Genomic DNA, 18,595 nt, shown 5'->3' with positions numbered 1-18,595 from the left:
GTATTTATGCCACCATGCGGTCCAGGCCCGGCTTGCCATGCCAGTACCCGTTGCAGGGCTGGTCCGGCATCAGCGGCTCCATCTGCCGCATCGCCTCCTGGGCGCTGGTCTTGTTGTCCAGCACGTCCCGGAACAATGCGATGATCCGGTCGGTCTGCTGCGACTGCGGACTGATGCGAACCACGTCCACCCCCAGTTCGCGCATCGCGCCCAGCTCATGGATCAGGTTATACACCAGGGCCGACTGCGTCTGGATGCCGTTAAGCGTGAGGAAATGCTGCCCCTCCTTGGTCTTCAGCGCCAGGCCGTCGGGGAACTCCATGCACGTAAACCGGCAGTCGTCCTTCGGCAGGTTGCGATGGCGCGCCGTAAAGCAACGTGCCGAGAACGCAAGCGGCATACGGCCATACGCAAACACTTCGGTTTCCATGCCGGCAGGACGCGCCTGCTGCATATGCTTCAGGCTCTCGCCGGACATTTCAAGCGGCATCACCCAGCGCTTGGCACCGGTTTCCGCCATGAACTCCAGTGTTGGCGGGTTGAAGATGTTCAGGTGCGGGCCGGCCACGAAAGGCACCTTTCCCGCCACGCAGTGTACCGCACCCATGTCGTTCGCCTCGACCATGAAGCGTCCGTTTTCGGTAATGCGATGAAGTGTGCCGATGTCGGTCTTCGACTCCAGCAGGGCTTGGGTCGACAGTACCACTTCCTTGCCCGACGCGACGAGCAGGTCGGCAATGTCGAACCAATCGGAAAGTCGCAACTCGCGCCGGCGCGAGCAAACTGCTTCGCCGAGATAGACGATGTCCACCGGCGAGTTCGCGATTTCCTGGTAAAACTCAAACATCCGGTCGCGCGGCCAGAAATATAGAACGGGGCCTAAGGCGAGCTTCAGTGTCATCTTGTACTTCCTATTTCCACGGCCGGTTATAAGCACCCAGCGTGTGCTGCTGCCCTTCCGCCACCTTGTTCAGTTCCGTCATCCAGGCCGGCTTGACCGAATAACGCTGCGCGCTGGCCAGACAATTGTCGATCGCTTCGCGCCATACCTTGGTTACCTGCCCCACGTACGCAGGGCTACGCTGGCGGCCTTCGATCTTGATCGCCCGCACACCCATTGCCGCCAACTGCGGCAGCAATTCCAGCGTATTGAGGCTGGTCGGTTCCTCGATCGCGTAGTAATTCTCGTCGTTGACGTCGAAACGCCCCTTGCACAGCGTCGGGTAGCCGGCGTTCTCGCCGTCTTCGTAACGGTCGATTAGCACGCCGTTCAGGCGCGACTCCAGCCCCTTGGGGGTCTGCTGCCAGCGCACGGCCTTGGCGGGCGAACACACACCGTGAGTATTCGGCGCCTCTCCCGTCACATAGGACGACAGCGCGCAGCGGCCTTCCACCATCACGCACAGGCTGCCGAAACCAAACACTTCGATTTCCACCGGCGTGTTCTGGGTGACGTACTCCACCTGTTCCAGCGACAGCACGCGCGGCAGCACCGCGCGCTGAATGCCGAAGCGCTGATGATAAAAGTTAATTGCCTCGAAATTGGTCGCCGAGCCCTGCACCGACAAATGCAGTCGCAGCGACGGGTAACGCTCGGCGGCATATTTCATCAGCGCCGGATCGGCCAGGATGATGGCATTGATGCCAGCCTGGGCCGCACGGTCGACCGCAGCACGCCACGGCGCCCAGTTTTCTGCTTGCGGATAGGTATTCAGCGCCAGCAAGACCTTGCGGCCGCGATCGTGCGCATAACGGATGCCCTCTTCGATGGCGCCTTCGTCGAAATTCAATCCGGCGAAATTGCGAGCATTGGTGGCATCGCGATAACCGAGATAGACGCAATCGGCGCCATTGTCTACGGCGGTTTTGAGCGCCGGCAGGCTGCCAGCGGGACAGACTAGTTCAATGGATGGTTCGGACTGCGGCACGGCGGCTTTCTTCAAAAAAATGATCAGTCTGGGAGTGGCTCATCGCTGGCTTATACCGGCACGACCTGCGCGAAGCCGGCGCCTTGCTCGCGCTTGGCCGGAAGCACACCGTTGAGCAGATACTCGATCAGTTCGCGCACGGAACGGATCTCGCTGCCGAACGGCAGTTTTTCCGAGCCACGGAAGAACAGGCCACGCTTGACATCACCATTCATCGCGAATGCCAGGCGGGTATCAATACAGAATTGGCCGGACTTGGCGATGCCGTCACGCAGGCCGCATTGCTGCAGGCAGTCGAAACCGACCTCGCATGGCTTCTGCTTGGCCTTACTTTGCAGCTTCGCTTCCTTTTCGAGGTAATTCGCGAGCCATTCCGTTTTCACACCGCGCGCCGGCAATCCTGCCACGCTCATAAAGGTCACGATGTCTTCCGGCCTGGCCTCGGCCAGCACCCGCTTGAAGTTGATGTGCGCGTCGCCTTCTTCAGTCACGGCGAACGCCGTACCCAACTGGACGGCGTCGGCACCCATGCCGATCAGCTCGCGCACCTGCTCATGCGTATGGATGCCGCCGGCGGTAATCAAGGGAATGTTCTCGCGCTCGATGTTGAGTTCCTTGAACAATTCGCGCGTACCGTCCAGCACGGCCGGGAAAGCAAAATTCGGATTATTCACGTCTTCCGGGCGCGCGGCGCCCAGGTGTCCGGCCGCATAACGCGGATTTTCAATCACGATTGCATCCGGCAAGCGGTTCTTGCGCATCCATTTTTTCAGGATCAGCGCGATGCCGCGTACGTCCGAAAGGATCGGGATGATAGCGATGTTCGGGTGATCGGCAGTCAGCTCCGGCAGGTCAAGCGGCAAACCCGCGCCGCACACCACTGCCTCCGCGCCGCTGGCGCATGCCTGCTTCACGTAGTTCGCGTATTCGGAAACTGCGCGCATGATATTGACTGCAACCACGCCCGCGCCGGAAGCAATCGCCTTAGCAGCCTTGATTTCGCGATCCAGTGCGATCAGGTTGACGCGGTCGATCAATGCGCGGTCGCGCGACTTGCCGCTCTGTGCCATCAGGTCCGCATGATGACGACGCAAGTCGACGCTGGAAATAGTACCGACGCCGCCCAGACTGGCTACACTACCAGCGAGACGGTGTGCAGACACCCCTACCCCCATACCACCTTGCACGATAGGCAACAGATGCTTGCCTTTGATTTTGAGATGTTGAAATGCGGTCTGCAGCACAGCGGTCCTTCAGATGGTATGAGACGTGCGAATGTAACAAACGAGGCGCGCAATTTGATTGATTTGAATCAATTATTCCGGACTTGACGCTATTTCATTTCTATCGTCTCGAATTGCCATGGATCTTCCGGCATCCTCCTGTGTTCGAAGCCAATGTAATTCAGAGCTTGCCCGGCAAACCTTAACTTGCATCAAGGATTCACGGGACTCCGGGGTGTGACAATTCCCAGCAATCAATCAGGAAAGGCAAGATACATGAACGCCATCTCGAGCTACCTCGGTAGCGATCACACCCGTTGCGATGATTTTTTCATTCAGGCGGAAACAAACGTCAGCAACGGCGCCTGGGAGCAAGCCGAGGTCAGCCTGGCACAGTTCACCGAGGCGCTGGAGCGCCACTTCACGATGGAAGAAAAAGTCATGTTCCCGGAGTTTGAGCAGGCGACCGGCAGCAGCGCCGGCCCGACTGCGGTCATGCGCATGGAGCATCAGCAACTACGTTCCATCGTGGCCCTGATGCGCGATGCGTTGGCTGCACGCGATGCCGAGAGTTACCTCGGTCATTCCGAAACGCTGAACACCATGATGCAGCAGCACAACATGAAGGAAGAAAGCATTCTGTATCTCATGGCCGACCGCGTACTGTCGGGCCGACAGGAAGAAATCATCAGCGCGATGACCAGCATCGACGCACCCGCATGACGCAGCCCGACGACGAAATTGCGCTCGACGTCTGCTGGCTGGAACCGCCCGAGCCGATGGAGCGCATACTTGACGCACTATCGACTCTGCCGCCCGGCAAGCGCCTGCGCGTCCTGATCCACCGCGAACCGATTCCGCTATACCGCATACTTGGCAATAACGGTTATGCCTACCGCACCCAGTGCCGCGATGATCACCTGTATGAAATACTGATCTGGCAAAAGTAATGCAACGCGTATTGTCGTTCGAGCAAACCCCGGCCCTGACGGTGCCGCTCAGATTCTTTCTCACTGCGCCACTATTTGCTGTCGCCGCAGCGGCCATTCTTCTCTGGTACGGCCCTGAGGCACTTGCCACGCGCTGGTCGCCCGCCGCGCTGGCGCTGACCCACCTGCTGACGCTCGGCTTTCTTGCCAGCGCCATGAGCGGCGCCTTGCTTCAGATATTGTCGGTTGTCGCCGGAATCAATATTCCCCGTCCACAGACCACCGCCGCAGTCATACACGCCTGCCTGACGGCCGGCGCCGCCGCACTGGCGCTCGGCTTCCTGCTCGGCCTGGTGCCCCTGTTCCAAATCGCCGTACCGTTGCTGCTCAGCGCATTCGGCATATTGCTCTTCGTTTGCGCATACGGTTTGTGGCGCGCTCCAGGGCGCAGCGACATGATTACCGCGATTCGCTTCGCGCTTGCCGCGCTCGCCATCGCGGTCGTGCTCGGCGCGTCTGCTGCCAGCCTCTTTGCCTGGCAGCTGCCGGTCCCGCTGCAGCGCGTAGTCCGACTGCATGTCGCATGGGGGCTGCTGGGCTGGGTGGGCTTGCTGATCATCGGCGTGGCTTACCAGGTCGTTCCGATGTTCCAGGTGACCCCGGTCTATCCACAGAGCGTGACGCGCTGGCTGAGTCGCGTACTGTTCGCGTCGCTTGGGATCTGGTCGGTAATTGCGACCTTGTCCGAAGGGCGGCACACGCTGCTGAACGCGCTATCGTCCGAATTGCTGTATGGCGGTTTTGCCGTATTCGGTGTCACCACGCTCTACCTGCTGTGGCACAGGAAGCGCCCCAAGCCAGATCCTACTACCTTGTTCTGGCGCACTTCGCTGCTCAGCCTGCTGACGTGCATGGCACTGTGGATCGTTGGCGAGTTGCTACCGCAATTTGCATTGTCGCGCGCCTTCCCCTTCCTGCTCGGAATCTTGTTCATCGTTGGATTCGCCTACTCCGTCATCAATGGCATGCTGTACAAAATTGTGCCGTTCCTGGTGTGGTATCACCTGCAGAACCAGCTAACCGGGGGATGCACGAAAGCGCCGAACGTCAAACAAATACTCCCTGACGGCGTGGCTGAAAGCCAGTTCCGCGCCCACGTCGCCGCGCTCTTGCTACTGGTCGCGAGCGCGATCTGGCCGGAGTACCTGACACATGTGGCAGCAATCGCGTTCGGCATCTCTTCCTGCTGGCTGGGGTTTAACCTGATGACGACAGCGCGCATCTACCGGCGTTTTCTAACCCGGGCGGCCGCCACGCCCACACCCGCATAGTCAGCCGCCGTAATTGCGCAGTCGTTCGATATCGAAGATAGTGATGTTGCGTCCATCGACGCCGATCAGCCCCTCGTTGGCTAGTTCATGCAGGATGCGGGAAAAGTGTTCCGGCGTCAGGTTCAGGCGCGAAGCCAGCACGTTCTTGCTGACCTCCAGGCGAATCTGGTCGCCGTCGGCCGGCGTTTCTTCCTTCAGCAGATAGCCGATAACTCGTTGCGCCCCGGAGCGCAGTGAATAAGCTTCCACGTCGCAGATCAATCCGTGCAGGCGCCGGCTCAATCCCGCCAGCATCTTGCGCGCGAATTTCGGGTCCCGCTGCAGTTCATCGAACACCGCAGATTTCGCCACATGCAGCAGCAGCGAATCGGCCAGCGCATGCGCCGACACGATATACGGCTTTTCCATAAACATCAGGGCTTCACCGAAGCTGTGGCCGGGGCCGATAATCTCGACTACCTTTTCGCTTCCGCCGGGCGAGACGAAGGACAGCTTGACCTGTCCGTACACCACCGTATGGAAGCCGACACAGGGGTCGCCGCGCCGGAATATCTGCTGGCCGCGCGGCACATGCAGTTCGGTAGTCGATTCCGCAATATGGTCGAGCTCTTCCGGGTCGACGTCATTGAACAACGGAAGCCGTGCCAGGAAATCCTGAACCTTGATTTTTCCGATGCTCATAGCTGTTCCTGGATCGTGATTTGCTTGTTCATGAATATGCGGAGGTGGCCGCTTAACGCACGATCAGTACCGGCACGCTGGTGCATGCCAAGACTTTAGTCGCGATCGAGCCCATCACCAGATTCTGGAGCGCACCATGTCCATGCGATCCCATCACGATCATGTCGATCTTGTGCTTCTTCGCATAGTCGCGAATCTCCTCGGCCACCTCGCCCACCTTGTAGCTCGCCACATAGGGAAGCTCATGCTTGCGCAGAAGTTTTTCCGCGGAGGTCAGCGCATCACGCGCTTCCTCGTCATAGTAGCGCTTGATCGCTTCCTCGCCCAGGAAAGCACGTGAACGGCCCGGCGGAATTGGCAATTTGACATGAAGCAGATGCAGTTCCGGCTCCCCGCGGAACCAGTCGAGATGCGCAACCACATGCTTGATTGCCTTGGCAGTATAGGGCGACCCGTCTACTGCGATAAGAATTTTCATGCCGTGTCCCTGAGGATTGTTGAAGGTGTTCGCGCGAACTGGCGCTACACGCTGCGATAGTCGTGAATGATGCCGGCGCCAATTTAACAAACGGAATAGGCGATTTGTTTGACATGGATCAACTGGCTCCAGATTGACGTTTACGTCACCCACGGTCCAACAGCGAGCAATGGACAAGTCGCCCCGAAATTTCGAAGCGACCGCCATAGATGCTGCAATTTTTGCAAGAGTGTCCAGTCCAACGCCGTATCACTGCTATTTTTAACCAGTTTTATAACATGGAGTTCAATTTGAGCCAGCTCTCGAATGCCACGCCACACCGTATTACGGTAATCGGCGGTGGCGCGGGCGGACTGGAACTCGCGGTCTGCCTCGGCAAGAAACTCGGCAAAAAAGGCAAGGCGACAATCACCCTGGTGGACGCCGCCCGAACCCATTTATGGAAGCCGCTGCTGCATCAGGTGGCGGCCGGGACCATGGACAGCCATGTCGATGAAATCGAGTATCTTGCGCTGGCGCGCGACTACCATTTCAGGTTTCGCCTGGGCCGCATGGACGGCCTGAACCGCGAAAAGAAGGAAGTTTACCTAGCGCCGACCTACGACGAAGACGGCCAGGAAATCCTGCCGCGGCAAGCCATCGGTTATGACACGCTGGTCATCGCCATCGGGAGTCAGACCAACGACTTCGGCACGCCGGGGGTGCGCGAACGCAGCATCATGCTCGACTCCCCGGATGCAGCCGAGCGCTTTCACCAGCGCCTGATCAACTCCTGTCTGCGAGCGCAGGCCAGACCTCGGCCAAACGGGGAACACTTCACCGTCACCATCATCGGCGGCGGCGCCACCGGCGTGGAGCTGTCTGCGGAACTGCACATGACGGCAAAGGCCATTTCCAGCTATGGCCTGGCGAATTTCGATCCTGAGAAGGATATCCGTATCGTCATCGTGGAAGCCTCGCCTCGCCTGCTGAACGTACTGCCGGAACGGCTCTCGAATGCCGTGACGCATGAACTGCACGGCCTACACATCGAAACCCATACCAACGAGCGAGTGACGGAAGTCACGCAGGAAGGCGTGAAAATGGCCAGCGGCAAGTTCATACCGAGCGATATCGTCGTATGGGCCGCCGGCATCAAGGTCCCCGATTTCATGAAGAACCTCGACGGCCTGGAAACAAACCGCATCAATCAGCTGGTGGTGCAGCGCACCCTGCAGACCACGCGCGATTCGTCAGTTTTCGCCATGGGCGACTGCGCCGCCTGTCCGCGTGATGACGGCAAAAGCACCGTGCCGCCCCGCGCACAATCAGCGCATCAGGAGGCGAAGATGCTGGCCAAGTCGTTTGTAAGAATGCTGGAGGGAAAGCCGCTGCTGGAATTTACCTACCGGGATCGCGGCTCGCTGGTGTCTCTCGGAGATTACAGCGCAGTGGGAAGCCTGATGGGCTCGATCGCGCGCGGCTCGGTATTCATCGAGGGCACAATCGCCAAATGGATGTACTGGACGCTGCACAAGCAGCATCAGATCACGGTCAACGGCTTGTTTCATACCATACTCGGCACGCTGGCCGAAACGATCGATCTGACACGGCCGCGCATCAAGCTGCATTGAACGGCGGCCCGGGCGCCGAGTCCCGGACCGCCATCGCTGCCGAAAACTCAGCAGGATGACATCAGCGGCGCGGGCCGCCCTGCCAGTGCCTGCCGGCGCCATGGCGGAACTCTTCATCGAAGATCTTCTTCTGTTCCGGCGTCAGCACCGCGTAAAACTCCTTGGTTGCGGCGACATGCTGCTCCATGCGCTTCTCTGCGTCTTTCATGTGCGCCAGCCTGCGCTCCATTCTCTCCGGCGCGGTCAGCTTGTCCAGTTCCGCCCGATCCGGGCGCGCCGGCAGCTCGCCCGGCTTCACTTTGTCCATGTAGGCGTTCCACGCTTTTTCCTGAGTCGGATTCAATTTGAGCTTGTCATGCAATTCCGCTGCGCGCTTGGCCATGTGTTCCTTCATGCGCTCCCCGAACTTGCCATGGTCGCCCATGGCGCCCGCTCCGCCCATGGGGCCACCTGCGGGCGTCTGCGCCAGCGACGCTACTGAACCGATGCCCAGGCTGAGTGCAGTCATGCCAATCAACAGATGTTTGCGAAATGATGTCATCGTCTTTCCTTATATCGAGTTACAAGACCGCCTCGTCGGAGGCCGGTTCAACGTGTGCCGAAGCAGCTCCTTGCACGGCTCCCATCATGCCCTGCAGATGTAACGCATCGATGTCCGCATATCAGCATGTTGTACGCGCATGTAACCGGCGGCGGCCGATTTGTATCGCGCTGTATCAGGCGCAGCGAAAGAAACAGCACGATACAATTCCGCTACGTCCGCCAACCCTCAAATCGCCATAATTGCGTCTATGGAAAACCCCGCTCACATCCTGATCGTCGACGACGACCGCGAGATCAGCTCGCTGCTAGCCGAGTATCTGGAAAAAAACGGCTATCGTACGCTGACTGCCAGCGACGGCAAGGCCATGTGGAGGACGCTCGACGAAGCGCGCGTCGACCTGATCGTGCTCGACCTCAATTTACCTGGCGACGACGGACTCACGCTGTGCCGCAACCTGCGCACCCGCTCCAATATCCCGGTCATCATGCTCACTGCGCGCGGCGAGCCAGTCGACCGGATTCTTGGTCTGGAAATGGGCGCCGACGATTATGTGCCGAAGCCGTTCGAGCCGCGCGAACTGTTCGCGCGCATCCGCAGCGTACTGCGGCGCACCCAGGCGCTGCCGCCGCACCTGGAGCATGACGAACCGCGCCAGGTGCGCTTCGCCGGCTGGACCATGGATTTCACGGCGCGCCACCTGGTCAACCCGGAAGGCGTCGTGGTGGCACTGTCGGGCGCCGAGTTCCGCCTGCTGAAAATTTTCCTTGAACATGCCAACCGCGTTCTGAGCCGCGACCACCTCCTCAACCTGACGCAAGGCCGCGACGCAGACCCGTTCGACCGCTCGATCGATCTGCAGATCAGTCGTCTGCGCCAGAAGCTGGGCGAGGACGCGCGTTCGCCACAAATCATCAAGACCGTCCGCAACGAGGGCTATGTCCTTGCCACCCAGGTGGACAAGGAATGATGAAGTCCGTCTTCCAGTCGATGACAAGCCGGATCATTCTGATCCTGGTATCCGGCGTCGTCGTCAGCGCACTGCTGAGCCTGTTCCTCGCATTCGGCGAGCGGCAACGCATGATTGGGCAGTTCCGCGACTTTCATGCCGTCGAACGTGTCGCCCAGTTCATCCTTTCCCTGGAAACCGTCTCGCCCGACCTGCGCGCCTCCTATCTTTCTGCCGCCTCCGGTATCGGCATCCAGGCGCAACTGGCAGAATCGGGAGATGACATCAGGCCGCAATCCGAACTTGCGCAGCGACTCGAACAACGACTGCTCCCGGGCCACGAAGTGGCTTCCGCACTTCCCAGAAGCACCGACTGCACGCCACCGAGCCGCCCTGGTCGCCCATTTCAGAGAAGGCAGCACGATTTCCGCGCAGCCTGTGAAGCGCTGCTGGTGACGCTGCAGGACGGTGCCCGGGTCAGGTTGACCGTTGTGCCGCCGCGCCCGCCATCGTTCGCGCCGCCGCCCGATTTTCTCGATTACGGCATCCTGTTCGTGCTCAGCGTATCGGCCCTCGCCGCGATCGTCGCGCGCATGACGATGCGCCCTCTCAAGCAGTTGGCCCAGGCAGCCACCGAACTGGGCAACAATATCGACCGCCCGGCCCTGCCAGAACGCGGCGCGACCGAAATCCGGCAAGCGGCGGCGGCATTCAATGCCATGCAATCGCGCATCCGGCACCATATCCGGCAACGCGCGCACATACTGGCCGCCATCACGCACGATTTGCAGACACCGCTCACGCGCTTGCGCCTGCGGTTGGAAAAGGTGGATGACACCGAGCTGCGCGCCAAGCTGATCAGCGATTTGTCGGCGATGCAAGACATGGTGCGCGAGGGTCTGGACCTGGCACGCAGCATGGACTTGGCGGAGGCGATGCAGCCGCTGGATCTGGATTCGCTGATCGACAGCGTCTGCGCCGACGCCGCGGATGCCGGGCAGCCCGTGACGGCAACCGGCACGACCACGGCTTCTGTGCTTGCACGCCCGACAGCATTGCGCCGCTGCCTGACTAACCTGATCGACAATGCCGTGAAGTACGGTCACTCTGCTCAGGTGAGCGCGGTGCGCGAAGGAGGTCTTGCGGTGATACGCATCAGGGACAGCGGCCCCGGCATTCCGGAGGCCGAACTGGAGAAGGTGTTCGATCCGTTCTATCGGCTGGAAAATTCACGCTCGCGCGACACGGGAGGAACTGGCCTCGGATTGACGATTGCGCGAAACATCGTCGAACAGCACGGTGGAACGATCCGACTGAGTAACGCTTCGGAAGGCGGACTGGAAGTGACAGTCAGATTACCTGTCCGTGCTTGACTGCACCTCGGACGATGGCGTGCCCGGACAAGAAGGATCGCGCCCCCACAGGCCTGAACAGATGCGCAACCGGCACAATTCCCCCTCGATCAAGCCAAGTGCACGGCATCGCGCGACCAGCGCCTCGGTTGAGTCTCCGTCATTGCGCACGACAATATCCCGAGCGCTGTCGATGCGGCGCTCGCGCTTCGCCCCCCCGCTGGCCATGCGTGCCTCGACAGCGGCCTTGCCCACATTTCTTTTGCTTTCCTTGTGGTCAGCATCCCCGTGCGATACATGCGCCACCAGTGCTGCGATCAGATCAACGTCGCTGTCCTTGCCCTTGTGCGGATCCGGCTCGGCTTTTGCCGCGACCACGTTGCGTGGCGCCGACCTGCTCTCCCGCTTTTTTGCCGTCGTCCCCGTCTGCGCCGCTTCAGAATGCACAGTGCCGGCACTCTCAGGCGCAACCGCCTTCGCAACCTGGGCAGATGCAAGCGTGACGCCGGGGCTGTCAGCAGCGGGCTCATCAACGGCAGTCGACGGATTGTCGTCCGCCGCCTGCGGTACGGCCTGATGCAAGGGCTCTTCGACGACTATCATGGCAGTGCTCGCGGCGCCTGCCGACGCTGCCGCTGAAACCGGCAGCAGCTCGGGCGGCTCCCGCTTGAGCACGGTACGCCCGAGCACTGTTTCATTGGATGCAGCTGGCGACAACTGGTGGTAGACATCGATGTCGCGGCCCACAAGGTACAAGGAACCGGCCAGCACACCAACCAGCCCTACCAACGCAGCGCGCCACCATATCGCACTCTTGCGCACGCGCGGCTCCAATGCATCAAGAATGCTGAAGATTTCACCCGAATTCCGTTCTCGGCTGTTGAAGCTGTAGAGCGATGGCCTGTCCGCCGTGTTCTTTTCGGTATTGATCGTGGTTTTCGCTTTCATTCCTCGCCTGTCACAAAAACAATCTTCGTCCTGACCCGCCCATCCAAAATTGTTTTTATAATAACATTTGCATTTGTTTTTTTGACAATGATTTTGGCGGAATATTGACTGTGAATGAAACGACCTTCTTTCTCTTGGTGGCGCTGTTGTATGGAGGCATCTGCGTAGCCGGAGGATGGCAGGTAATGCAGGCTGAAAGGCGGCAGGCTTGGCGCAGGCGGATCAGCTGCAGATTCGTATCGCTACAAAACCGGCTCTCATTGCAGATTCACTGCATTGCTATTGGAAGTTGGCGTGTCCAACAGCGCATGACAACGGCCATTATGGCTACGTTGCAAGGCATCCTCCATCGTCCGTTCATCACGGTTGTTACGCTGGGCCTGCTGGCCTTGCCAGCTCTGATTGCTCTCGTTTTATCGCCGCAATCCGAAAGGGAAAACTATCCCGACGCAAGAGTCCAGGCCGATCCCGTAGTTACCGCATTACTGCGTGGCGAGCAGTTGGTGCCGCCACCGGCACTGCCTCCCGACATGTTTCTTGCCAAAGAGCTCGATCTGATTCGCCCGCACATTGCCAATGCCAGCCGCGACTGGACTTTACTCGACAGTGAGTTCCGCCAGCGGCTGTTGACCGTATTTAAATTAATGGAGAACCATGGATACCAGATGGCGCTTATCGAGGGTTACCGGAGCCCGGGACGACAGTCGCAATTGGCGCAACTCGGCCCTCAGGTCACGAGTGCCGGAGCCTACCAGAGTTACCACCAATACGGGCTTGCCGCTGATAGCGCCTTTTTTCGAAACGGCAAGATCGTGATTTCGGAACGTGATCCATGGGTAATGGAAGGCTATCGACTGTACGGCAAGTTTGCCGAGACCGCCGGACTCGTATGGGGCGGACGCTGGCACATGATGGATTATGGGCATGTCGAACTTAGAAAGCCCGCAAAATTGCAAAACAAACAATATTATTGTCTTAAATACAATTATTCGCTACCATGGAATTAATTGACTTAAAGATAATAAAGATTAAAGAAAAGATATGGCAAGACCATTCATCATGACTGGCGATGTGACAGACCACGGCGGCACTGTTGTCGGCGGCGCCACGACCACCGATGCGAACGGCAGGCGCATTGCCCGCATCGGTGACCAGGTAACCTGTCCGCGCAAAGGCCATGGCGGGACCACAGTCATTGTCAGTGGTGATCCGACAGTCGTCATCGATGGCAGCCCTGTCGCCCGTCACGGAGATGTAACTGCCTGCGGCGCAGTGCTGATTTCCGGCCAATTCTCGACAGGTAGCGAATAAGCCGCAGCTCCCCCTTTCGATGCCGAAACAGCTTCACCTCGCCAAACCAACCATCGTCCGTCAAATCCTCTGATGTCCCAAACCGCTGTTTCGACAGGCAAGTCGCGCACGCTCAGAAAGTCGATATTTATTTCGATCATCCTGATCGCTCTGACATGGGGCACCATCATTTATTGGTGGCAGGCCACGCAACGGAATGTCACCGGATGGAACATTGCCCTTTGGCTTGGCGTACTGCCATGCGTTCTGTTGCCCGCCATGCTTATCCTGAAGCGGCGTAAAGTCCGGGTGCAAGATGCTCTGGCACGCCAGGCGATGCCAGAGAATCTGATGACGCAGCCGAGCCTGCCCAATGTACAGCCGGCCCCGGCGCTTCCTATCCTGAATGCTTGGGCTGTGGCCCATGCGGCGATGGACGCCGGCACGTTGACACGCATGCTCGCCGAACGGCGCACCCGTCCGCGACCGGACCCGGAATTGACAGACGATGACGGCTTTCCGGTTCTGACTAGCCGAGTTGCGGGGCTCGATACCGTCGGCGTTGAACGTTGGCTGGCACGAGCCGACGCTGCCTGCCATCTCAGCGCGCCATCCGGCTGGCGCGCCGCTTTCGTCCGCACACTCGCGCTGCTCGAACTGTTGATCGGCCAGATTGAACGCGATAGCGATGCGCTTGCCGCGGCGACCGTACGGAATAGCATTGGCCAAGATGAAAGCGGTGCAACGTTGCGCGGTACGCCCGATACCAGCGGCCATATCAAACAGTTCCGGATTCTCGTCCGGCTGATGATACCGGATGCATTCTCCCCGCATGAATGGCAACTGGCGCTGGATTATCTTACGCAGCGATTACCGCTGTCCCCGGACGGGAATCTGCAGGTCGAACTAGTGACGGAGCAAGACGATGCATCGGCAATTGCTGAACTGGAGCGCTTCAGTCTGAAATCCCGGGACGAACGCGATCCACAAGCACTGCTCCTGCTGGCATGCGACTCCATGCTATGCCCTGACGTGCTGGCCAACTGGCAATCTAACGCGAGCCTGTTCGGGACAAGCTGCCCAAACGGCCTGATGGCAGGAGAAGGCGCATTCGGCATTCTGTGCGCGAACGCTGCGGGGCTTGATGCATTGTCTGTGCCTGCCGCCTGCCTCCTGGCCGGCGCATCCTCCAGCATGCGAGACCACTCGGCCGATGCGCCAGGCAAGCCCTCCCACACTGCGTTGGATCTGGCTGCCCATGATGCGCTGGCGAGGTCCGGCCTCGCACCGGACCAAGTCGGCATGGTGGTATGCGATACCGATCACCGCCCCAGCCGCATTCTGGAATGCATCGGCACCATGGCGCGACACACGCCTCACCTCGACGCGATTCAGAGCCGCTTCGCCGTCAGCGAATCATGCGGGCACCTCGGTGCCGCGTCGGGTCTTGCGACCCTGGCAGCGGGCGTGCAGCACGTCACCGACACATCATCCCCTGTCCTCGTGCTTAACCTTGACCACGCTGTCAACCGGACCGCCGCCGTGCTGGTCCCTTCCGTGGAAACCGGACGCCACCAGATTAACGCCACCGCTGTTTAACGGACTGCCCAATGAACCGGATTATCGAATTCTTCAAAGACGTGCGCACCCTCTCGGCAATCGGCCTGCTGTTCGCGCTTGCCGCTATCTATCTGGCCGGCTCGTCACTCCACATCGCCGTCCATTGGAGGTTTCTCGCCCTCGGGCTCGCTTGCGTCCTGTGGCTCGGCGCTTGGTTCGTGCTATGGCAGCGCAAACGGCAATCTGCCGGATCAATGGAACAAATGTTCCAGGACCAGGCGGAAAAGGCGGTCAAGGCTGCCTCCGCAGATAAGAAACAGGAAGTGGATATCCTCCGCAAGCGCCTGCTCGATGCAATCCGGACCATCAAGGGCTCCAAGCTTGGGCAAACCAGCGGCAAGGCCGCCCTTTATGAAATGCCGTGGTACATCGTGATCGGCAACCCGGCCGCAGGGAAAAGTACGGCGGTAGTGAATTCGGGCTTGAATTTTCCGTTCTCCGACAAGGGTGGCCAAGCCATCCAAGGCATAGGCGGCACGCGCAATTGCGACTGGTTCTTCACTACCGAAGGCATCCTGCTCGATACAGCCGGACGCTATGCGGTGCACGAAGAGGATCGCAGCGAATGGCTTGGCTTTCTCGACCTGCTGAAAAAATACCGGCCCAAGGCACCGATCAACGGCATCGTTATCGTCGCCAGCATCGCGGAGCTGACCGGCAACCGCCCCGAGGCCACGATCAATCTGGCAAAACAGTTGCGCCAGCGGGTACAGGAGCTGACCGAGCGTCTTGAGCTGTTCGTGCCGGTGTACGTCATGTTCACCAAGGTCGACCTGATCGCCGGCTTCGTCGACTTCTTCGAGGATTCCGATGCCGAAGAACGCAGCCGCGTGTGGGGAGCCACACTGTCCTATGACATGGATGGCAAGGCCAACGCGGTGGCACTGTTCGATCAGCATTTCGACACACTGACCGAAGGCATCAAGGAACTCGGCACCACCCGCATGTCGCTCAACCGCGGCCAGCCGGCCGGCCCTGGCGTGCTGACCTTTCCAATGGAATTCGCCGGAATCAGGCCGCACCTGCGCATGTTCATTGCGACGCTATTTGAAGAAAACCCATTCCAGTTCAAGCCGGTGTTCCGCGGTTTCTATTTCACCAGCGCGATCCAGGAAGGTGTGGCCACGCACGCCACCGGAGAACGCCTGGTCCAGCAGTTCGGGCTATCCGCCGGGCGCAGGATGGCGGCGAGCGTGAGCTCGAACATGGGTTTCTTCCTCAAAAACCTGTTTTCCTCTGTGATCTTCGCCGACCGCAACCTCGTGCGGCAATACGCCAGCCGCAACAAGCTGCTGCTACGCCAGTTCGGCTTTTACGGTGCGGTTCTGGCTCTGGGGCTATTGTTCGGCGGCTGGAGCTGGTCCTTCGTCAGCAACCGTCAATACGTGGCAAACGTGCACGCCGACATGGAAAAGGCGGTAAAAATCCAGCAGGCGGGTACTGACCTCGCGACCCGCCTGGAAGCCTTGGCGATCCTGCAGGACAGGCTGGAACAATTGCAGCGCTACCGCGCGGACAAACCGCTAGCGCTCGGCTTCGGCCTGTTCCAGGGTGAGCGGATCGAGAACAAGCTGCGCTCCGAGTACTTCAAGGGATTGCGGCAGGTGATGCTGGAACCGGCCACAGCCAATCTCGAGACATTCCTGGCCGAGGTCAATGCCAACTCCGGCAATTTGCAGGCTGCGGCACGCGCGCCGCAAGGCCCGGAGACAGATAGCGCTGCATCCGGGCGCACCGCGTCATCCCCGTACAAAGATCTCTCGCCGGCTAATCCGGAAGACGCCTACAACGCATTGAAGACCTACCTCATGCTGGCCAATCGGGATCGGATCGACGGCAGCCATCTGGGAGACCAGATCACCCGTTTCTGGCGCGGCTGGCTCGAAGCCAATCGCGGCAATGCGCCGCGCGAGCAGGTAATCCGCCATGCTGAAAAGCTGATCGGTTTCTACCTGGCGCAGGCGCAGGAACCCGACTTTCCCCTGATTGAAAACAAGCTGGCGCTGGTCGACCAGACTCGCGACACGCTAAGACTCGCCGTCAAAGGTACTCCGGCGCGCGAACGCGTCTACAGCGAAATCAAGATGCGCGCCTCCACACGCTTTCCGGCGGTAACGGTGGCCGCAGTAGTCGGGGAGCAAAACAAGGGACTAATCGCAGGAAGCCATGCGATTCCGGGCGCTTTTACCCGTGCCGCATGGGAGCAGTACATCGAACGCGCAATTCAGGAAGCCAGCACGGGAGAACTGCAAAGCGCCGATTGGGTGCTCAAGACCACGGTGCGCGACGACCTGTCGCTCGAAGGCAGCCCGGAGCAGATCCGCCAGGACCTAACCCACATGTACAAGTCGGAATACATCGGCGAATGGAAGAAATTCATGCAAGGCATCACCATTGCCGAGTTCCAGGATTTCGACGCGGCCGCTGCCAGCATGAACCGGCTCGGCGACCCGTTGACGTCGCCGCTCAATACGCTGATGCAAACGCTGTACAAGGAAACCTCATGGGACAATCCTTCGCTCGCCAGCCGGAGGCTGCAAAGCGCCCAGCGCGGCATGGTTGACTGGTTTCGCACGACAGTGCTGCGGCAGGCGCCAGCCCAGCTCAGCGTGAACCTCACTGCTGGCAAGATCGGCGAGCCACAGCTGGGCATGATCGGCAGGGAGTTCTCCGCCATCGCCAGCCTGGCTGCAGGACGTGGTGAGAACAATGATGCATCGCTGATGAACGGCTACCTGGCCCAGCTCTCGAAGGTACGCACGCGCTTCAACCAGATCAAGAACGCGGGCGATCCCGGTCCGGGCAGCAGGCAGCTGATGCAGGCCACGCTGGACGGTAATAATTCCGAACTATCGGACGCGCTCAAATATGTCGACGAAAGCATGTTGACCGGCATGCCGGACTCCGAACGTGCCGTCATCCGCCCGCTGCTGTTACGTCCGCTGATACAGGCGTTCGGCGTGATCGTGGCCCCGGCCGAGCAGGAATTGAACCGTATCTGGGCAGCGCAAGTGCATGAGCCGTTCGGCAAATCGCTCGGAACCAAATACCCGTTTGCCGCAGCATCGCGCGTAGAGGCAACCACATCGGAAATTTCGCAGGTATTCGGACCGGACGGCGCGATAGCAAAATTTGTTCAGAACAGCATGGGACCGCTGGTAGTGCGGCGCGGCGACACGCTGTCCGCACGTACATGGGCAGATATGGGTGTGCATCTGAATCCCGTGTTTGCAGCCAACCTGACGCGCTTTGTTGCGCCGCTCGGCACCGGCACCGGGGCAACAGCGCAAAGCCAACCTCGGACCAGCTTCCAGCTGCTGCCACTTCCCACGCCGGGCCTAACTGAATACACCATCGAGATCGACGGCCAGAACCTGCGCTACCGTAATGGCCAGCAGGAATGGAGCAATTTCAGCTGGCCCTCGTCCCAAGGCCAGCCCGGCGCCCGGATCAGCGCGCTGAGGGCCGACGGCAAGTCCATCGACATCGCGGATTTCCCCGGCCAGTTCGGCCTGGAAAAGCTCATCAGCTCGGCGCAACGCACGCGCCGCGACAACGGCTTGTTCACGATGGCATGGACCAACGGCGGCTATACGGTAAGCGTCAACTTCCGGCTGATCAGCGATGCGCGTGGTGGCAGCCAAGGCGGGACGGAAAACAACCTGCTCGGCTTGCAGTTGCCCGCGGCCGTCGTCGGCACCGCAATCTGACA

General features: G+C 59.8%; 17 protein-coding genes. 10 read left to right on the top strand and 7 right to left on the bottom strand.

All coding sequences use genetic code 11. The features are described 5' to 3' along the window. Positions 1-4: 4 nt before the first annotated feature. Genes ubiV through TSA66_RS12480 form a run of 3 tightly spaced genes read right to left on the bottom strand, consistent with a single transcriptional unit; the run spans position 5 to position 3,103 of the window. Positions 5-901 (bottom strand): ubiquinone anaerobic biosynthesis protein UbiV, encoded by an 897-nt coding sequence (gene ubiV, locus TSA66_RS12490; RefSeq protein WP_198358784.1) that lies wholly within the window; start codon positions 899-901, stop codon positions 5-7. 10 nt (positions 902-911) lie between these two features. Further along, positions 912-1,943: a ubiquinone anaerobic biosynthesis protein UbiU gene (gene ubiU / locus TSA66_RS12485; RefSeq protein WP_052452287.1), complete on the bottom strand. Its 1,032-nt coding sequence runs from the start codon at positions 1,941-1,943 to the stop codon at positions 912-914. Between the two features lie 35 nt (positions 1,944-1,978). Continuing rightward, a complete protein-coding gene (locus tag TSA66_RS12480; RefSeq protein ID WP_084199986.1) occupies positions 1,979-3,103 on the bottom strand; it encodes an NAD(P)H-dependent flavin oxidoreductase in 1,125 nt (374 codons plus the stop codon). Between the two features lie 324 nt (positions 3,104-3,427). Here TSA66_RS12480 and TSA66_RS12475 point away from each other — a divergent pair, with 324 nt between their 5' ends. Genes TSA66_RS12475 through TSA66_RS12465 form a run of 3 tightly spaced genes read left to right on the top strand, consistent with a single transcriptional unit; the run spans position 3,428 to position 5,411 of the window. After that, the gene (locus tag TSA66_RS12475; protein WP_040040265.1) at positions 3,428-3,874 is read left to right on the top strand and encodes a hemerythrin domain-containing protein; all 447 of its coding nucleotides are present in this window, start codon (positions 3,428-3,430) and stop codon (positions 3,872-3,874) included. Then, positions 3,871-4,101 (top strand): DUF2249 domain-containing protein, encoded by a 231-nt coding sequence (locus tag TSA66_RS12470; protein WP_040040264.1) that lies wholly within the window; start codon positions 3,871-3,873, stop codon positions 4,099-4,101. Before TSA66_RS12475 ends, TSA66_RS12470 begins: the two co-directional genes overlap by 4 nt. Continuing rightward, a complete protein-coding gene (locus tag TSA66_RS12465) occupies positions 4,101-5,411 on the top strand; it encodes a hypothetical protein (RefSeq protein ID WP_040040263.1) in 1,311 nt (436 codons plus the stop codon). The genes TSA66_RS12470 and TSA66_RS12465 overlap by 1 nt, the downstream gene beginning before the upstream one ends. Here TSA66_RS12465 and TSA66_RS12460 read toward each other — a convergent pair whose 3' ends face one another. Both TSA66_RS12460 and TSA66_RS12455 read right to left on the bottom strand, forming a co-directional pair. Continuing rightward, the gene (locus TSA66_RS12460) at positions 5,412-6,092 is read right to left on the bottom strand and encodes a Crp/Fnr family transcriptional regulator (RefSeq protein WP_040040262.1); all 681 of its coding nucleotides are present in this window, start codon (positions 6,090-6,092) and stop codon (positions 5,412-5,414) included. A gap of 52 nt (positions 6,093-6,144) precedes the next feature. Next, positions 6,145-6,570, bottom strand: a complete 426-nt coding sequence (locus TSA66_RS12455; RefSeq protein ID WP_040040261.1) for a universal stress protein — start codon at positions 6,568-6,570, stop codon at positions 6,145-6,147. 290 nt (positions 6,571-6,860) lie between these two features. On the opposite strand from TSA66_RS12455, the gene TSA66_RS12450 reads away from it, so the two are divergent. Next, positions 6,861-8,183: an NAD(P)/FAD-dependent oxidoreductase gene (locus TSA66_RS12450; protein WP_232429462.1), complete on the top strand. Its 1,323-nt coding sequence runs from the start codon at positions 6,861-6,863 to the stop codon at positions 8,181-8,183. A 61-nt stretch (positions 8,184-8,244) separates the two neighbouring features. Here the strand turns inward: TSA66_RS12450 and TSA66_RS12445 are convergent, their stop codons facing one another. Continuing rightward, the gene (locus TSA66_RS12445; RefSeq protein WP_052452286.1) at positions 8,245-8,724 is read right to left on the bottom strand and encodes a Spy/CpxP family protein refolding chaperone; all 480 of its coding nucleotides are present in this window, start codon (positions 8,722-8,724) and stop codon (positions 8,245-8,247) included. A 250-nt stretch (positions 8,725-8,974) separates the two neighbouring features. Here TSA66_RS12445 and TSA66_RS12440 point away from each other — a divergent pair, with 250 nt between their 5' ends. Then, positions 8,975-9,694, top strand: a complete 720-nt coding sequence (locus tag TSA66_RS12440; protein ID WP_198358782.1) for a response regulator — start codon at positions 8,975-8,977, stop codon at positions 9,692-9,694. Next, positions 9,691-11,046 carry an ATP-binding protein gene (locus tag TSA66_RS12435; RefSeq protein ID WP_332309942.1) on the top strand — a complete coding sequence of 452 codons (1,356 nt, stop codon included), beginning with the start codon at positions 9,691-9,693 and terminating at the stop codon, positions 11,044-11,046. Before TSA66_RS12440 ends, TSA66_RS12435 begins: the two co-directional genes overlap by 4 nt. On the opposite strand, the gene TSA66_RS25565 is transcribed toward TSA66_RS12435, so the two are convergent. Further along, on the bottom strand, positions 11,029-11,973 hold the full coding sequence (locus TSA66_RS25565) for a hypothetical protein (protein WP_052452285.1): 945 nt from the start codon (positions 11,971-11,973) through the stop codon (positions 11,029-11,031). The genes TSA66_RS12435 and TSA66_RS25565 overlap by 18 nt on opposite strands. Positions 11,974-12,083: 110 nt before the next feature. Between TSA66_RS25565 and TSA66_RS12425 the strand changes: the two genes are divergently transcribed. The 4 genes from TSA66_RS12425 to tssM all read left to right on the top strand — a co-directional run bounded on the left by TSA66_RS12425 (position 12,084) and on the right by tssM (position 18,593). Then, positions 12,084-12,980: a M15 family metallopeptidase gene (locus TSA66_RS12425; protein ID WP_408639504.1), complete on the top strand. Its 897-nt coding sequence runs from the start codon at positions 12,084-12,086 to the stop codon at positions 12,978-12,980. Between the two features lie 34 nt (positions 12,981-13,014). Then, positions 13,015-13,284 carry a PAAR domain-containing protein gene (locus TSA66_RS12420; RefSeq protein WP_040040258.1) on the top strand — a complete coding sequence of 90 codons (270 nt, stop codon included), beginning with the start codon at positions 13,015-13,017 and terminating at the stop codon, positions 13,282-13,284. Positions 13,285-13,356: 72 nt separating this feature from the next. Further along, entirely contained in the window at positions 13,357-14,862 is a 1,506-nt protein-coding gene (locus TSA66_RS12415) for a hypothetical protein (RefSeq protein ID WP_040040257.1), read from the top strand. Positions 14,863-14,873: 11 nt separating this feature from the next. Next, positions 14,874-18,593: a type VI secretion system membrane subunit TssM gene (gene tssM, locus TSA66_RS12410; protein WP_040042518.1), complete on the top strand. Its 3,720-nt coding sequence runs from the start codon at positions 14,874-14,876 to the stop codon at positions 18,591-18,593. Positions 18,594-18,595: the final 2 nt, after the last annotated feature.

This window comes from Noviherbaspirillum autotrophicum (genome assembly GCF_000818395.1).
Lineage (GTDB): Bacteria > Pseudomonadota > Gammaproteobacteria > Burkholderiales > Burkholderiaceae_D > Noviherbaspirillum > Noviherbaspirillum autotrophicum.
The sequence above is the reverse complement of the archived record's forward strand: the minus strand, read 5'-3'. Positions and strand labels throughout refer to the sequence as shown.

Excerpts from the sequence above, each read along its gene's own strand:
- TSA66_RS12480 (WP_084199986.1), bottom strand. The coding sequence starts at position 3,103 with ATGGGGGTAGGGGTGTCTGCACACCGTCTCGCTGGTAGTGTAGCCAGT.
- TSA66_RS12470 (WP_040040264.1), top strand. The coding sequence starts at position 3,871 with ATGACGCAGCCCGACGACGAAATTGCGCTCGACGTCTGCTGGCTGGAA.
- TSA66_RS12460 (WP_040040262.1), bottom strand. The coding sequence starts at position 6,092 with ATGAGCATCGGAAAAATCAAGGTTCAGGATTTCCTGGCACGGCTTCCG.
- TSA66_RS12440 (WP_198358782.1), top strand. The coding sequence starts at position 8,975 with ATGGAAAACCCCGCTCACATCCTGATCGTCGACGACGACCGCGAGATC.
- TSA66_RS12445 (WP_052452286.1), bottom strand. The coding sequence starts at position 8,724 with ATGACATCATTTCGCAAACATCTGTTGATTGGCATGACTGCACTCAGC.
- TSA66_RS12435 (WP_332309942.1), top strand. The coding sequence starts at position 9,691 with ATGATGAAGTCCGTCTTCCAGTCGATGACAAGCCGGATCATTCTGATC.
- TSA66_RS25565 (WP_052452285.1), bottom strand. The coding sequence starts at position 11,973 with ATGAAAGCGAAAACCACGATCAATACCGAAAAGAACACGGCGGACAGG.
- TSA66_RS12475 (WP_040040265.1), top strand. The coding sequence starts at position 3,428 with ATGAACGCCATCTCGAGCTACCTCGGTAGCGATCACACCCGTTGCGAT.
- tssM (WP_040042518.1), top strand. The coding sequence starts at position 14,874 with ATGAACCGGATTATCGAATTCTTCAAAGACGTGCGCACCCTCTCGGCA.
- TSA66_RS12465 (WP_040040263.1), top strand. The coding sequence starts at position 4,101 with ATGCAACGCGTATTGTCGTTCGAGCAAACCCCGGCCCTGACGGTGCCG.
- ubiV (WP_198358784.1), bottom strand. The coding sequence starts at position 901 with ATGACACTGAAGCTCGCCTTAGGCCCCGTTCTATATTTCTGGCCGCGC.
- TSA66_RS12415 (WP_040040257.1), top strand. The coding sequence starts at position 13,357 with ATGTCCCAAACCGCTGTTTCGACAGGCAAGTCGCGCACGCTCAGAAAG.
- TSA66_RS12420 (WP_040040258.1), top strand. The coding sequence starts at position 13,015 with ATGGCAAGACCATTCATCATGACTGGCGATGTGACAGACCACGGCGGC.
- TSA66_RS12455 (WP_040040261.1), bottom strand. The coding sequence starts at position 6,570 with ATGAAAATTCTTATCGCAGTAGACGGGTCGCCCTATACTGCCAAGGCA.